Annotated in this window: 16 protein-coding genes and 2 riboswitches; all 16 genes read right to left on the reverse strand. The window is 41.8% G+C overall.

All coding sequences use genetic code 11. The features are described 5' to 3' along the window. Positions 1-36 precede the first annotated feature (36 nt). On the reverse strand, positions 37-1,053 hold the full coding sequence (tsaD, locus tag U5921_RS04615) for a tRNA (adenosine(37)-N6)-threonylcarbamoyltransferase complex transferase subunit TsaD (protein ID WP_324825953.1): 1,017 nt from the start codon (positions 1,051-1,053) through the stop codon (positions 37-39). A gap of 57 nt (positions 1,054-1,110) precedes the next feature. Next, entirely contained in the window at positions 1,111-1,341 is a 231-nt protein-coding gene (locus U5921_RS04620) for a hypothetical protein (protein ID WP_324825296.1), read from the reverse strand. Between the two features lie 115 nt (positions 1,342-1,456). After that, positions 1,457-1,924 (reverse strand): ribosomal protein S18-alanine N-acetyltransferase, encoded by a 468-nt coding sequence (gene rimI / locus U5921_RS04625; RefSeq protein WP_324825297.1) that lies wholly within the window; start codon positions 1,922-1,924, stop codon positions 1,457-1,459. Then, positions 1,917-2,681 (reverse strand): tRNA (adenosine(37)-N6)-threonylcarbamoyltransferase complex dimerization subunit type 1 TsaB, encoded by a 765-nt coding sequence (gene tsaB / locus U5921_RS04630; RefSeq protein WP_324825298.1) that lies wholly within the window; start codon positions 2,679-2,681, stop codon positions 1,917-1,919. The genes rimI and tsaB overlap by 8 nt, the downstream gene beginning before the upstream one ends. A gap of 2 nt (positions 2,682-2,683) precedes the next feature. Beyond that, a complete protein-coding gene (gene tsaE / locus U5921_RS04635) occupies positions 2,684-3,136 on the reverse strand; it encodes a tRNA (adenosine(37)-N6)-threonylcarbamoyltransferase complex ATPase subunit type 1 TsaE (protein ID WP_324825299.1) in 453 nt (150 codons plus the stop codon). Beyond that, positions 3,133-4,095 (reverse strand): DMT family transporter, encoded by a 963-nt coding sequence (locus U5921_RS04640; RefSeq protein WP_324825300.1) that lies wholly within the window; start codon positions 4,093-4,095, stop codon positions 3,133-3,135. The genes tsaE and U5921_RS04640 overlap by 4 nt, the downstream gene beginning before the upstream one ends. Before the next feature lie 171 nt (positions 4,096-4,266). Then, positions 4,267-4,836: an ECF transporter S component gene (locus U5921_RS04645; protein WP_324825301.1), complete on the reverse strand. Its 570-nt coding sequence runs from the start codon at positions 4,834-4,836 to the stop codon at positions 4,267-4,269. Positions 4,837-4,954: 118 nt separating this feature from the next. Beyond that, positions 4,955-5,083: riboswitch (FMN riboswitch) on the reverse strand. A 65-nt stretch (positions 5,084-5,148) separates the two neighbouring features. After that, a complete protein-coding gene (gene lpdA, locus U5921_RS04650) occupies positions 5,149-6,555 on the reverse strand; it encodes a dihydrolipoyl dehydrogenase (RefSeq protein WP_324825302.1) in 1,407 nt (468 codons plus the stop codon). Between the two features lie 35 nt (positions 6,556-6,590). After that, a complete protein-coding gene (sdaAA, locus tag U5921_RS04655; RefSeq protein WP_324825303.1) occupies positions 6,591-7,460 on the reverse strand; it encodes an L-serine ammonia-lyase, iron-sulfur-dependent, subunit alpha in 870 nt (289 codons plus the stop codon). A 13-nt stretch (positions 7,461-7,473) separates the two neighbouring features. After that, positions 7,474-8,142 (reverse strand): L-serine ammonia-lyase, iron-sulfur-dependent subunit beta, encoded by a 669-nt coding sequence (sdaAB, locus tag U5921_RS04660; RefSeq protein WP_324825304.1) that lies wholly within the window; start codon positions 8,140-8,142, stop codon positions 7,474-7,476. A 60-nt stretch (positions 8,143-8,202) separates the two neighbouring features. After that, positions 8,203-9,642, reverse strand: coding sequence for an aminomethyl-transferring glycine dehydrogenase subunit GcvPB (gene gcvPB / locus U5921_RS04665; protein WP_324825305.1), 1,440 nt, complete (start codon positions 9,640-9,642; stop codon positions 8,203-8,205). Continuing rightward, on the reverse strand, positions 9,633-10,961 hold the full coding sequence (gene gcvPA / locus U5921_RS04670) for an aminomethyl-transferring glycine dehydrogenase subunit GcvPA (protein ID WP_324825306.1): 1,329 nt from the start codon (positions 10,959-10,961) through the stop codon (positions 9,633-9,635). Before gcvPA ends, gcvPB begins: the two co-directional genes overlap by 10 nt. Before the next feature lie 2 nt (positions 10,962-10,963). Continuing rightward, complete coding sequence (gene gcvH / locus U5921_RS04675) at positions 10,964-11,344, reverse strand: glycine cleavage system protein GcvH (protein WP_324825307.1); 381 nt, start codon at positions 11,342-11,344, stop codon at positions 10,964-10,966. 60 nt (positions 11,345-11,404) lie between these two features. Further along, a complete protein-coding gene (gene gcvT / locus U5921_RS04680) occupies positions 11,405-12,505 on the reverse strand; it encodes a glycine cleavage system aminomethyltransferase GcvT (protein WP_417765039.1) in 1,101 nt (366 codons plus the stop codon). Between the two features lie 272 nt (positions 12,506-12,777). Beyond that, a riboswitch (glycine riboswitch) is annotated at positions 12,778-12,866 on the reverse strand. A gap of 74 nt (positions 12,867-12,940) precedes the next feature. Beyond that, a complete protein-coding gene (locus tag U5921_RS04685) occupies positions 12,941-13,585 on the reverse strand; it encodes a cyclase family protein (protein WP_324825308.1) in 645 nt (214 codons plus the stop codon). Beyond that, a complete protein-coding gene (locus tag U5921_RS04690; RefSeq protein WP_324825309.1) occupies positions 13,582-14,523 on the reverse strand; it encodes a DMT family transporter in 942 nt (313 codons plus the stop codon). The genes U5921_RS04685 and U5921_RS04690 overlap by 4 nt, the downstream gene beginning before the upstream one ends. Positions 14,524-14,657 lie beyond the last annotated feature (134 nt).

Here is a 14,657-nt window from a genome sequence, read left to right on the forward strand (position 1 = left end):
AACAAATCGGTTCCTCTTTTTTATTAAGATTTATCTCTACAAGGGTAAATTCGGACAGGCATCCAAGGTCAGATCATTTACAAGACCTTCCTGATACTTATAATAAGCCGCACAAGCTATCATCGCTGCATTATCCGTGCAAAGGATAGGAGAAGGTGCATAAAGTGTAATTCCCTCTCTTTTGCACCCCTCAGACAGGTCTTTTCTCAATCTGCTGTTTGCCGCGACCCCGCCGGCTAATACAATTTTCTTTTTTCCGCATGTTTTTGCAGCCAAAATTGCTTTGTCAACAATCACATCAACGACAGCCTGCTGAAAACTGGCTGCAACGTCCGCAGCATGAATTTCTGTCCCTCTTTGTTTCTCCGCATTCAAATAGTTTAGGACACTGGTCTTTAAGCCGCTGAAGCTAAAATCCAAGCTGCCTTTTTCTAAATAGACTCGCTTGAATTCAATGGCTTTTGCATCCCCCTCTTTTGCAATTTTATCAATTTTAGGTCCTCCCGGATAACCCAATCCTAAGACACGTGCTACTTTATCAAAGGCTTCTCCTGCCGCATCGTCTCTCGTCCTTCCCAAAACCTCATATTCATTATAACCTCTTACATCCACGATATGCGTATGGCCACCTGATACGACAAGTGCTAAAAATGGGGGTTCCAACTCCGTATGTTCAATAAAATTTGCACTGATATGTCCTTGAATGTGATGCACACCCACTAAAGGCTTCCTCAATGAAAAGGCTATCGCCTTCGCCGTTGCCAGCCCGATCAACAATGCACCGACTAGCCCCGGGCCATAAGTCACACCAATTGCATCAATCTCTTCAAGCGACACCTCCGCTTCCTCTAAAGCTTGTTGCAATACCCCGTTGATATTCTCTAGATGGTGCCTTGCTGCAATTTCCGGCACAACACCTCCAAAAACTTGATGTACTTTTATCTGAGAGGAAATCACATTTGACAACACGGTTCTTCCACCTTGCAAAATTGCGACAGAAGTCTCATCGCAACTGCTTTCAATCCCCATCGTTATCCATTTTCCATCCTTCATTTCTATTTCCCTTTCTAAGCAGGTCAATGGAATTCCCTCTCGCCATGGAATCAAGCTTTAACGGCTGCTGGTAAATTGACCCTGCATCTTCAAAAGGCATTGATTATCCGCGGTCATATGCCTGCAATTCTCACAGGACTGGTAATCACTCATGTTAAATACAGTCACATCTCCACGCCGTGTAAATCGGCTGCAATAAGATGACGTTGAATAAAAGTCCTGATCATTTGGATAATAATCCTGATCGTTTGTATAGTAATCATCTCCTGAAGTGATATTCCATCTCATTTTTTTCCTCCTCTGCCGAGAAGTATGACCTCGGCTATACGTAACTTAAAAAATTTTCATTTTAAAATTAGTATAGCTTACTGCCTTTTTTCTATTCTTTTTTTTAAATTTATCATTAAACTTTCATCGGTTCACCTTTGGTATGTCTCCAAAGAATTAATGCATCTTCTCCATTATTCTCATAGTATGCTTTTCGTCTTCCTGCCTCTTTAAAACCAAACTGCCCATAAAGTGTCAAAGCAGCTTGATTGGATGGACGAACCTCTAATGTATGGCTAAGAACACCTTTTTCCTTACAACAATCAAAAAGATGGGAAAGCATAGCATGTCCAACTCCTTTTTTGCGATAATCGGGATTGACTGCGACATGGGTAATATGTCCTTCGTCTAAAATAATCCAGGAACCAACGTATCCAATCAGCTTTCCTTGTATTTCTGCTACTATATAAAACGCCAATTCATTACTTACGATCTCATCATGAAATGAATCCACACTCCATGGCATCGCAAAACTCATTTGATCCAATTTCGCCATTTCCTTGATGTCACGTTCCTCAGCCTCTCGAATCAAAATTTCATTCATGCACGAGTCTCCTTTTTGCCTCATCTAATTTTCTTTGTGCTTCTGCCTGCCGTAAATAAACAGGTTTAACCTGAAATAAATTCTGTGCTTTTCCTTGCTCCCAAAGTTTGTATCCCAGCGCTGCAACGGAAGATGCTCTTTGATAGCGCAACTCTTCAGGTGCAAAGGACACATGGAGACGTGAAGTTGCGGATGCTGTGTTCTGCATACGTACCCACTCTTCTATTTTATCTTTATAAACAGAAATGCCGTCTCCAAAAAACAAAATCTCATTTTTCTCTGTTTTTCTCATGGCCGTCTTGATCCGCTCCAGAAACTCTTCCAATGCATAAGCACCATCCGGAACCAGCTGTGTGCAACCCCCCTGTTCTTCCCAAAGGTATGCTCCTGTATATATTTGGCTCCTTCTTGCATCAAAAATCGGACACAACACCCTTTTTTCATCTACAGTGCTGTATGCAAAAGCTTTTAAGGTCGGCACACATACAATGTTCAAGTTCAAAGTCTGTGCCAGTGCTTTTGCCGTCGACATGCCGATTCGAATTCCTGTAAAAGAGCCGGGACCTTCCGACACGGCAATACCGCCAATCTCCTTTAAGTCTAGACCGCATTTTGCAAGCAAACGTTCAATCATAGGGACCAAAAGACGCAGGTGATTCAGCGTTTCATCGCAGTGTTCCTCCCAAATCTTCCTATTTTCATTTATAATTGCTACTGATGCATTCGCACCCGTTGTTTCAATTGCCAATAAATTCATATTCATTCCTCTTCCGGTTCTAAATCATAATTTTCCACATAATATATCCGTTCATTTTCCGATTCTCCATAGGAAATCGTAATCGTAATGCTTTCTTCTGGCAGTAATTCTTGAATCATATCTGCCCATTCTACAACACAAACGCCTTCTCCGTAAAAGTACTCTTCATATCCGATCTCATACATTTCCTCGATCTCACCGATGCGATAGACATCAAAATGATAAAGAGGCAGTCTTCCGTCATAATATTCATGCACAATGCTGAAAGTCGGGCTTGTAATCATTTCCTTTATTCCAAGTCCCTCTGCAATTGCCTTCGTTAAAGCCGTTTTTCCCGTACCAAGATCTCCAATCAGTGCTACGATACTTCCTTTTTTTAATTGACTGGAAAGAGCTATACCAAATTGCACTGTATCTTTTTCACTTTTCATAATCCACTTTTTTGCCTGATTCATAAAGATACTTCTCCTTCCTGCGGCTCTAATTCTATAGAGTTCTGTACAACTTCTTCCGGCAAGGCACCCTTTGGTGTCTGATTTGCCAAATAGACACCAACTATAACAAGGAATGTCGCAAAAGCTTGTAAATGAGAAAATGGTTCCTTCAAAAGCACAACTCCGGCAATGACGGTAATAACCGTTGTAAGCGTAACAAAAGAGGTCATGCGGTTTGCTCCGATGCTCTTAATCGCAGCATTCATCAAGATAAAAGCAAGGACGGAACACCCGATGCTCAAATAAAGGATCGCTTGTAAAAATTGCAGGTTACGAATCGGCAGCATAAAAAAGTCAAAAAGTGATCCATTTAAAGCCTGTTCTACGCAGGCAAAGCTGATGAAGCTTACCGCTCCAAAAAAAGACATAATATAAGTTTTTTCAACACTTGAAAATTGTTCTGCTTTCGTCGAGTATACGGTAAACATCGCCGCAGATATAACCGCGGTAAAGAGAATCAAATAGCCGATTAAGTTACAGGTTGCGGATGCTCCTTTTATAAGAACCATCCATAGAATTCCCACAAAAGAAATTAAAATCCCAATCACTTGAAGTTTAGATGGATATTTTTTTAAAAACAAAATAGAAGTTAACAGTGTAACAATCGGGACGCAAGCAATAATCGTTCCACTCTCCGATGCCGTTGTCAAGCTAATTCCAAATGTCTCAGCGGTAAAATATAAAACCGGCTGAAAAACCGCCATTAATAACAACGGTTTAAAGTTTTTTCCCTTAAAATCTACTTTAAATATCCCCACTGCGATGCATAAGCTCATTGCTAAAAATGCAAGAAGAAAGCGCCAGCCTAAAAGAGAAAATGCTGAAACGGTTGCAGTTATTTGTTTTGTAAATAAGAAACTAAATCCAAACAATGTAGATGATGCAATTGCTGCGATCATACCCTTTACCGACTGATTCATGGCGATCGTTTCCCTTTCTTATATTCCGAAATCAATTCAATTTATCATATCACTTTTATGTACTTTTTGTCGATGGAAATCTGCAAAAATTCATTCCCATTTCATGAAAAAACTGCCGGCAATAACCATTGTTATTTTTGTCCGGCAGTCTTAAAACAATCTGTTTTTTACTTATCTATGCAAAAATTTCGCTATGGATTTATACGTGACAAAAGTAATCACTGCATTAATCCCTGATTTGAGAAGGTTGAACGGCAATACAATTGGCACAATCATACCCATTACCACGTCTCGCGGGACACCCATATAAATCGGCGTAATGAGAATATTCCATAAAAGCATAGTCACAGTCATGATCAAGGCTCCGCTAAACAAAGCAAGGATTGCGCCTTTTCTGGTTTTATTTTTTTGATAAAGAAATCCGGCTACCAATACAAAACTTCCCGTTGCAAACAGATGCATGCAAAATCCAATCGGTCCATCCCCCCCCAAAGGAAATGCCTGGATAAAGCTCACCGCTGCCGTAATCATAAAACCTGCCATTGGTCCAAACGCAAAGGTCCCTATAAAAATAGGAACATCCGCTGGGTCATACACTAAAAAAGGTGCCGGCGGAAAAGGAATGCGTACAATCAAAACCAATGCCAGTGAAATAGCTGCCAGCATCGCCATCTTCACCAGCTTTGCTGTTCTCTGAGATTGCCCTCTTACCGTATTGTTGCTCTTCTGTGAATCCTTCATAATGATTCCTCCCTCTGCTTTCTTATTTAAGCTGCTTCAATGTAGGAATCTGTCAGGTAATTAAAATTGACCTTGAATTAAATCCAAGGCCAAACGCGCACATCCATTCAAAAAATGAGTCGTGTTTCTTTCATCCGGACTATACCGTCGGTATTGGGTTCTAACCAACTCTGCCTTTCGGCTCGCGGACTCATAGCCTATGCTCATCACCGCCGGTGAGGAATCACACCTCGCCCTGAAACAGATATCTTAATAACAATCTATTATAGTTCATTTTATCGTTTCTTGTCAAGAAAAGATAAAATGTATTTTTTATCGAATCGCGAGCCCAATTCCCTCACAAAAAGTTGGGTGCGGTCGAATTACCGAAATAAGCTGTTCCACAGTGAGTTGATTGACCACAGCCGTCGCCAGTTCAGAAATCAGGTCTGTTGCCCTTTCACACATCATCTGTGCGCCGATGACAACACCTGTTTCTTCCATATAGAGCACTCGGATAAAGCCACTTTGCTGATTTTCGATTAAAGCCTTTCCATTTGCTGTCATTAAGTATTTTCCTGTTTTTACAAGCAGACCACATGATTTTGCTTCCTCCGGTGTCATACCGACTGACGCAATTTCCGGATCGCTGTAAATACAGGAAGGTACAGCCTCTAAATTCATACTGTGTTTGACCTTTGCGATGCTTTCTACTGCACAAATTCCTTCCGCAGCCGCCATATGTGCAAGCTGAACACCGCCAGTCACATCACCGGCCGCATAAATACCGGCTATCGAAGTTTCATAATTCTGGTCTACAAGCAGCCTCCCCTTTTCTATTTTTAAAGAAGCTCCCTCTGACTGCATAAAGCACTCAGAAAAAAGTCCATCGATATTCGGTTTTCGTCCCACAGAAACAAGTACTGTCTCGGTCTCAGTTGAAAGTCCATCTGATGTATGAACAAGCAAAATCTCTTTTCCGTCTTTTTTCATCTGCTGAATTTTTTCCACCTGTACACCTGCTTTGATTTGAATACCCTTCTTTTTCAGGTGAACCGATAATTTCTGTGCAATCTCACGATCGAATAAAGGCAAGATGCGCTTTTCTGCCTCCACTATAATGACCTCGCTTCCAAATCCACTCAGCATTGTGGCGAATTCCATTCCGATCACACCACCTCCAATGATGAGTGTTTTTTGTGAGCAGATTTCCTTTTCAAGCATTTGCTCACTGGTACATACACCCGGAAGCTCAATCCCGCATATCGGAGGAATCGCTGTCTTTGCCCCTGTTGCAATCAAAAGATTTTCAGCATAAAGAATTTTTTTCTCTGCGTTCAGATCTTCACCCTGTTCATTGACTTGTATTTCTACTTGCTGTCTCCCCGTTATCGTTGCAGTCCCATTCAAGTAATCTATTTTTCTTGAGTGAAACGATGAAAGAATTCCGTTACGAAGAGTTCTTATTACCTCTTCCTTACGTTCATGCATTTTCTCTGAATCATATCTCACATCGTTTGCATGCAGTCCAATCGCATCAAACTCTTTTGCATTGCGATACCATTTAGCTGCGTGAAGGAGTGTTTTGGTCGGAATGCAGCCATGATTCAAACATGTCCCTCCTATCTGTTCTTTTTCTACAACAGCGGTCTTCAAGCCAAGCTCAGATGCCCGAAAAGCAGCTTCGTAGCCGCCCGGTCCTCCGCCGATTATAAGAATATCATATTTATTTTGTTCCAAAGGCCGGCTCCCCCTCTCTTCTTTCTTTCATTTTTTTATTTTAAAATTTCATTTAATAATTCTTTTCCTCGTGAAGTCTGTGCCAATCCTCCTAATGCCGTTTCCTTGAGCTGATACGGAAGTAATTTTCCTACTCGGTACATGGCGTCCACCACCTGATCGGCTGGAATGATACTTTCCATACCGCCCAGTGCCAAATCCGCACTGAGCAGTGCATTGACTGCCTGCGATGCATTTCTCTGTGCACAAGGTACCTGTACCAGCCCCGCAACCGGATCACAAACAAGTCCCGTAATGTTCATCAAGGCAATTGAGCATGCATGTAGAGCCTGATCTGGCGTGCCTCCGCTCATCTCAACTGCGGCGCTCGCTGCCATTGCCGCTGCCACACCACATTCTGCCTGACAGCCGCCCTCCGCTCCGGAAACGGTCGCATTTTTCATTATAATCGCACCAATCCCAGAAGCTGTCATCAGTCCTTGTAAAACAATAGCATGCTCTAATTTTTTCTCTTCGGCAAAGCCAAGCAATACTGCCGGAACAATTCCGCATGCACCCGCAGTCGGCGCCGCACAAATTTTTCCCATAGCAGCATTGACCTCGCTGCAAGAAAGCGCATACGCCATCACTCGATTGATAAAGGGACCACATATGGTGCCCTTCTTTTCCGAATAAGATTGCTGCTTAAATGCTACGCCTGAAATCAGATTTCCGGCTGTAGAAAGCGGTTCTTTTCTTGCCTTTTTTGCTGCTTCCTCCATGACGGCATAGCGGCTTTTTAAATTGCTCCAAATTTCTTCCTCGGTGCATTCACTTATCTGCTTTTCGTTCTCTAAAATGACCTTCCAAAGCGATGATTTCTTTTCTTTACACAGCTCCAAAAGCTCTTGCATATTGTTATACATAAAACCTCCCGCTTCAAACGGAACTTTCAATTGCTTTCACAGAAATAACATTTTCCAAACGTCCTAAGCTTTCTACTACTTTATATGGAATCATATCATCGGTTTCAATAATGGTAGAAGCAACCTTCCCCTTTGCAAGGCGGGAAAGCTTCATAATACCAATGTTTATATTATTATTTGCAAGCACAGCAGAAATATCGCTGACAACACCTTTCCTGTCATATTGCCTTATTACCAAAGTCGGTGATTGTGCTGTTACTTCCGTTTCAAATCCGTCAATATATTTAATGATAATCTGCCCTCCTCCGATTGAAGAGCCTATGATCTCCGTTTTCAGTCCATCTGTCCGAAAAAATGTTATTTTAACAGAATTTTCATGCATTCCATCCAAATCAGTTTCATAAAAGTCAAAAGTAAGGCCTTCTTTCTTCGCCAGATAAAAGGCTTCCCTCAATCGCTCATCATCTTCTCTCAGTCCCAGTGCGCCTGCTACTAACGCTTTATCTGTACCGTGCCCTTGGTAGGTTTTAGCAAAAGAACCGTATAATCCGAACGAAACATGCGTAAAAGGCACTCCCACAATTTGCCGGGCAATTCGGGCTAGCTTTGCCGCCCCTGCCGTATGGGAACTTGACGGCCCAATCATAATCGGGCCTGTCACGTCAAAAATACTTACATCCAATCTTTTTCTCCTTATTTTATGCTGCTTCAGCATGACTTTTATTTTGGATTCTGCCTATTATTAAAATCTCAGCTTTGGATGACGTGCGGCGTTTACTTCGTCTAGGCGGCGAACTGGTGTATGAAGCGGTTTTTGATGCATTTCATCGGGATGATTTCTCCCCGTTTCATAAATCTCGCGTAAAATACGAATGGCTTCATCCAACGTATCTTTTGATTCCGTTTCTGTCGGTTCAACCATGAGTGCTTCGTGCACAATCAACGGAAAATACATAGTTGGCGGATGCACGCCATAATCAAGCAATGCTTTTGCAATGTCCAGAGCGGATACATCTTTCTCTTTTTTACTCTGTTCAAGTGTCATTACAAATTCATGCATACATGTCCGCTCAACTGCCATCGGATATAAGTCGGAGAGTGCATGCATCATATAATTTGCATTCAGCACTGCATTTTGTGCAGCTTCCCGAATACCGCTCCCACCTAATGACATAATATAAGTCAATGCTTTTACAACTACCAAAAAATTCCCAGGAAAACTTCGCACTGCACCGATTGAACTGGAAACGTGATGATCCCAACCCAAAGGCTGACATTTATCTCCTGTCTTTACTATTGCAGGCTGAGGAAGAAACGGCATCAATCTTTCTTTGCAGCCAACTGGGCCGCTTCCCGGCCCTCCACCCCCATGCGGTGTTGAAAACGTCTTGTGTAAATTTAAATGTACGACATCAAAGCCCATATCACCGGGGCGTGCAATCCCCATAATTGCATTGAGGTTTGCCCCGTCATAATAGACGAGCCCACCTGCTTGATGTACGATTTCAGTAATTGCAAGTATATTTTGCTCAAAAATACCAAGTGTATTCGGGTTTGTCAGCATTAAGCCTGCGGTATCCTCTCCGCAAACTTCTTTCAATTCTTCAATATCCACAAAGCCTTGTTCATCGGAAGGAATATTCACGACGGTAAACCCTGCCATAACTGCACTGGCAGGGTTGGTTCCATGCGCTGCATCCGGCACGATAATTTTTCGTCTCTTTTCCAGTTCTCCACGATGCTTATGGTATGCACGTATCAGGAGCAATCCTGTAAATTCTCCATGTGCACCAGCAGACGGCTGAAAGGTCATCGCATCCATCCCTGTAATTTCACAAAGATACTTTTCTGCAAGCGTCAATACTTCCAAAGCCCCTTGTACGGTATGTTCTGGTTGTAAGGGGTGTAATTGGGTAAAGCCTTTTAATCCTGCTGTTTCTTCATTGATTCGTGGATTATATTTCATCGTACATGAACCAAGCGGATAAAATCCATCGTTCACTCCATGCGTACACTTCGCCAATTCGGTATAGTGACGGCTGATATCCACCTCTGCCATCTGCGGCAGCTTCGGTACAGCACTTCTCCTATGTTCTTTCGGAAATTCCTGCTTTATCACATCCATTTTGGGAAGGATGTCGCAGCCTCTTCCCTCTTTGCTTTTTTCAAAGATTAACTGCACTTTTCGCACACCTCCTTTATGGCATGGATCAAATAGTCAATATCTTTCTTGCGATTTTTTTCTGTTACGCACCAAAGAATCTCATGCTCAGACAACGCTAAGCCTCCTAAAATATCATACTTTTCCAGCTCAGAAAGCAGTTTATCAGCTGATACTTCTGATACGGTAACAAATTCATGAAAGAATTCACCTTTATGTTTTTGTTCAAACCCGTTAATCTCTAAAAGCCGTTCGAGTGCATAATGTGCCTTTGAGAAGCATTGTTCTGCAACTTCAGCCAGTCCTCTGCTTCCTAAGACTGAAAGATACACAGAGGCAGTCATTGCACACAACGCTTGATTGGAACAAATATTACTGGAAGCCTTCTCTCTTCGTATGTGTTGTTCTCTTGCCTGTAAGGTCAATACAAATGCACGCTTTCCATCAACATCCACCGTCTCTCCTACAATACGGCCGGGTAATTTCCGCATCAACGAGTTTTTCGCTGCCATAAATCCCAAATAAGGTCCGCCAAAGGAAAGCGGTATGCCCAAAGGCTGCCCTTCTCCCACAGCAATATCCGCTCCACATTCTGCCGGCGTCTTCATAAGACCCAGTGCGATCGGGTTCACATTCATAATAAACTTTGCACCCTTTTCATGCACAATTGAGCCTATTTGTTCTGCATCCTCGAACAATCCAAAGAAATTAGGCTGCTGTAACAGCACACAGGCAGCTTCTTCGTTTAATTCCTCTTTTAAAATATCTAAATCGGTTTTTCCATCCTTTAACGGCAGCATACGAACTGCCATGCCGTTTGCTTCACAATAGGTCCGAATGACTTGCAGGGTCTTCGGGTCCACCGACTCTGAAATGAATGCTGTCGCTCTTTTTCGTTCCTTGCACATTGCAACCGCTTCTGCTGAAGCGGTTGCACCGTCATAAACGGAAGCATTGGAAACATCCATCCCTGTCAATTCGCAAATCATTGTTTGATATTCAAAAATGGATTGCAGCAGCCCCTGACTGATCTCAGCCTGATATGGAGTGTATGCAGTTAAAAATTCCTCCTTTGCCGTGATGTATTTTACCTGAGCCGGAATATAGTGCCTATAAGCACCAGCACCGAGGAATACATGTTTGAAAATACGATTCTTCGATGCAAGTTCCTGCATTGTCAGGCTCACTTCCATCTCGCTTTGCCCCTCCGGTAAATTGAGTGGTTCCTTTCGTTTTAGTTCATACGGTATCTGCTCAAAAAAGGCATCTACTGACTCAACACCGCATGCCTTTAGCATCTCTTCTCTTTCTTTTATTGTAGATGGAACATAACTTGCCATTGTCATGCCTCCTCTTTTACCAATGCTTCGTATTCCTCCGCAGAGAGTAACTCTTCACGCTTTGCAATCTTCTTTACTCGAATCAGCCATGACTCAAAAGGCTGTTCATTGATTTGCGCCGGATTATCAAGCAGCTCTTCATTCACTTCACTCACGATCCCGTCTACCGGACTGTAAATATCAGAAACCGCTTTCACGGATTCCACATCGCAAAAAGGTGTTCCGATCTCTACCTCATCCCCCGCTTCCGGTAGGTTTACGAAGACGATGTCGCCTAAAGCGTCCTGTGCAAAATCGCTGATACCAATTTCCACTTCATCCGCAACAAGTTCTCTAACCCATTCATGTGACTTTGAATAACTGCGATCCTTTTTAAATTCCATCTTTATATCCTCCTCTTTTAACCATTTGATAAGGGCTATGACGATTGTCCCCATCCATTCCTATTTACGATCCTGACCTTTTTTATAAAAGGGTAACTCCACGATTTCCGCTTCAAGCATTCGTCCGCGAACTTCCACCTGAACAAGAGTACCCGGCTTTATATGCTCTCGATCCAAAAGTGCCATTGCATAAGGCGCATTCAAATACGGGCAGTGTGTACCGGAAGTTGTCGTTCCAATTTTTTTGTTCTCAAAGAACACAGCGCATTCTTCTCGTGCAATCCCTCTTCCTAAAATTTTTAGTCCGACACGCATACGGGTTCTTTCTCCTTTTTCCTGCAATGCCGATTTTCCGATAAAATCATTTTTTTTCATCTTTACTGCAAAATCCAAACCTGCCTCAAATGGAGTAATCTCATCATTCATTTCATGTCCATATAAAGGCATTGCTGCCTCTAGGCGCAGGGTGTCTCTTGCTCCCAATCCACAGCAGATCAAACCATCTGCCTCACCTGCTTCTAATATCTGATTCCACAGCTTTACTGCATCTTCTGCATTGCAGTATAATTCATAGCCGTCTTCTCCGGTATATCCGGTCTTTGAAATCAAGCAGGAAATGCCTCCTACAGGAACTTCTTTTTTAAAGGTGTAATATTTTTGCGGAAGGCGCTCTTCGCTGCAAAGCTTCTTTAATATCTGTAAAGAAAGAGGCCCCTGCAAGGCAATTTGTGCCGTCTCTTCTGATCGGTTCTCAAACTGTACCGCTCCGAAAAGATGTTCTTCGATCCATTTTTCATCTTTTTCAGCATTTGCCGCATTTACTACAAGTAAATATTGGTCTGTTTGCATTTTGTATACCAACAGATCATCTACAATGCCGCCCGATTCGTTGCATAGCAGTGTATAACGGCACTGTCCAACCTCCATATTTGTAAAATCGTTGGTCAAGATTTTTTGCATGTTTTCAAAAGCATCTGTACCGGAAAGCATCAGCTCTCCCATGTGCGAAACATCAAACAATCCGGCTTTTGTCCGCACAGCATTATGTTCTGTGATCACACCACTCTTATATTGAACCGGAAGTAAAAATCCTGCAAATGGCACCATTTTTCCTCCGCATTCTGTGTGACAATGATACAATGGCGTTTTTCGTTCCATCATACGCTCCTCTCTCTTATAAAAATCTCTAAATCATTTCTACTTATCCTTCATTTTTCTTACTGAACAATCAGACATGTCTTTCGAGTCTTCTCCACTTCTCCTCTTATCGAATAGGGGCTTAGAAGCTTTTCTTCTCATTTGATAAAAAAAAGACGTATTGAAAAAATTTTCAATACGTCTCTGTCCACTGACCTGAAAGATTCCCCATTTCTGAGTTGCTTCTTCGGTGTTCAACGGCAGTCTATCGATACCGCTGAAACTCCCCAGAGTTTCGTCCAGATGCGGTACTTTTGCCTGAGAGTTTTTCGCAATTACACCTTCGGCCTTGCATATAATCTGCAACGTCTCCCACATCCTTCATCCGATTATTTAATTAGTTTCATCATAATCAAATTCCACTGCACTGTCAATATAAAAGTAAACATATTTTTCCTCTTATTTTTCCAAAATGCCGACGGCACGAATTGGAGCTCCATCTGCGTCTTTCCACTTTAAAGGCAGTACCGCCAGTGTAAAGACTTCATTCCCCAGTTGTTCCAAATTCGTTAGGTTTTCAATAATTACCATACCGCTGCCAAGCACCAAGTGATGGTGAGGCAGTGTCTCTTCAGAAATTGGTTCAATGGATATCGCATCCATGCCAATCCCTTTTTTCTGTGTATCCACAAGATATTGCAGTACTTCCTGATCTGGAACCGGAAAATCGCCATAATAGTTATCCGTGCCCCAGTAACGGCTCCATCCTGAAGAAAAAAGAACAAAATCCGATTCATCCACTTCTTTCTTCTGCTTGTTGATATAAGACATATCCACTCGCCCTCCCTCAGACAAGTCATGACAGTCTATCACAACCGCTTTTCCTACAAACTGCGAAGCATGAAATGCGTCAAGAGTCTTCCCATCAGGCTTTACATGTGCAGGCGCATCCATATGGGTTCCGGTATGCGAATACATATGCAGGATGGTTTCTTTGAATCCGTCCTCTTCATAAGTATTTGCCGAAATCAAAGATGGTCCCTCTGTCCCCGGATACACTGGCATATCTTCTTTGATCACATGGGTTAAATCTACAATTTTCAATTTACCATTCCTTTCTCTATCCTATCTTTCAGATCAGGTGATAACGATGTATCTTTGGGAAATTCCATTATCAGAAGGGATGTTAATACAAATGAAACGCCCAATACTTTAATAAGCCCTGTTGTTTCATTTAAAAATAAGACTCCGATTAATGCACCAACAATCGTTTCTACAGACGCAATCATTGACACTTTTGATGCTTCAAGTCCTGTAGAAAGTCCCTTTATATAAAAAAGATATGCACCTACCGTAGGAATCAATCCATAGGCCAGTGCTGTAAATGCAAATTTCCAATCCAATAAAAGAGCAAGATGCTGCCATGGATGTCCGATCAATGCCATTGCAACCCATCCAAAAAGAAAGCTGTAGAATATAATAGTCACAGGTTCACAAGTTCCAGATAGTTTTTTTGCAAAAACCGTCATCAATGCATATAAAAATGCAGCCATGATTCCTGCAAAAATTCCGTATCCGGATAAGTTCAACGCTGAAATATTTCCTCCGGTCACAACCAATGCACATCCGATTACATTTACCGCTACTGCAATTACTTTCTCGCTCCCCATATTTTCTTTGAAAAAAATTACAGCCATTACACAAACGAAAATTGGAGCCATGTAAAGCAGCATGCTAGCGGTAACCATTCCAATACTTTCAAGTGCTTCTGTATAGAAAAAGTTATACAGCGCCTGTGAGAAAATCCCCATTAAAAAGCAAAAAAACAAACTCTTTTTATCAATAGAGAATAATTTCATTCCACCCATTTTTAACATAATCGGAATTAAAACCAAAAACCCTATAAATAAACGTAAAAATGCAATCAGAGATGAAGCTGCACCCATACCGTGTAACAAGCTCGCAAATAAACCAATCGTTCCCCATAAGCTTCCTGCCAAAAATATCATACCATAACCAGTGTGTTTTGTCTTTTGTATCATTTTACTTACCTCTTAATTTGTTATTATCTATATCATTTTTCTATTTACAATCTTGATTCTTTCATCGACTGTTTTTTATCTAATCTCTTATTTTTTTAAAAAATTACAAAGAAAAAATTATAAGCTTAAATAAA

Source organism: Sinanaerobacter sp. ZZT-01 (genome assembly GCF_035621135.1).
In the GTDB taxonomy this organism is placed as follows: domain Bacteria; phylum Bacillota; class Clostridia; order Peptostreptococcales; family Anaerovoracaceae; genus IOR16.

Bases quoted from the DNA above. Each gene is read 5' to 3' on its own strand.
- tsaD (WP_324825953.1), bottom strand. From the start codon at position 1,053: ATGAAGGATGGAAAATGGATAACGATGGGGATTGAAAGCAGTTGCGAT.
- U5921_RS04620 (WP_324825296.1), bottom strand. From the start codon at position 1,341: ATGAGATGGAATATCACTTCAGGAGATGATTACTATACAAACGATCAG.
- rimI (WP_324825297.1), bottom strand. From the start codon at position 1,924: ATGAATGAAATTTTGATTCGAGAGGCTGAGGAACGTGACATCAAGGAA.
- tsaB (WP_324825298.1), bottom strand. From the start codon at position 2,681: ATGAATTTATTGGCAATTGAAACAACGGGTGCGAATGCATCAGTAGCA.
- tsaE (WP_324825299.1), bottom strand. From the start codon at position 3,136: ATGAATCAGGCAAAAAAGTGGATTATGAAAAGTGAAAAAGATACAGTG.
- U5921_RS04640 (WP_324825300.1), bottom strand. From the start codon at position 4,095: ATGAATCAGTCGGTAAAGGGTATGATCGCAGCAATTGCATCATCTACA.
- U5921_RS04645 (WP_324825301.1), bottom strand. From the start codon at position 4,836: ATGAAGGATTCACAGAAGAGCAACAATACGGTAAGAGGGCAATCTCAG.
- sdaAA (WP_324825303.1), bottom strand. From the start codon at position 7,460: ATGTATAACAATATGCAAGAGCTTTTGGAGCTGTGTAAAGAAAAGAAA.
- gcvPA (WP_324825306.1), bottom strand. From the start codon at position 10,961: ATGGCAAGTTATGTTCCATCTACAATAAAAGAAAGAGAAGAGATGCTA.
- gcvH (WP_324825307.1), bottom strand. From the start codon at position 11,344: ATGGAATTTAAAAAGGATCGCAGTTATTCAAAGTCACATGAATGGGTT.
- gcvT (WP_417765039.1), bottom strand. From the start codon at position 12,505: ATGATGGAACGAAAAACGCCATTGTATCATTGTCACACAGAATGCGGA.
- U5921_RS04690 (WP_324825309.1), bottom strand. From the start codon at position 14,523: ATGATACAAAAGACAAAACACACTGGTTATGGTATGATATTTTTGGCA.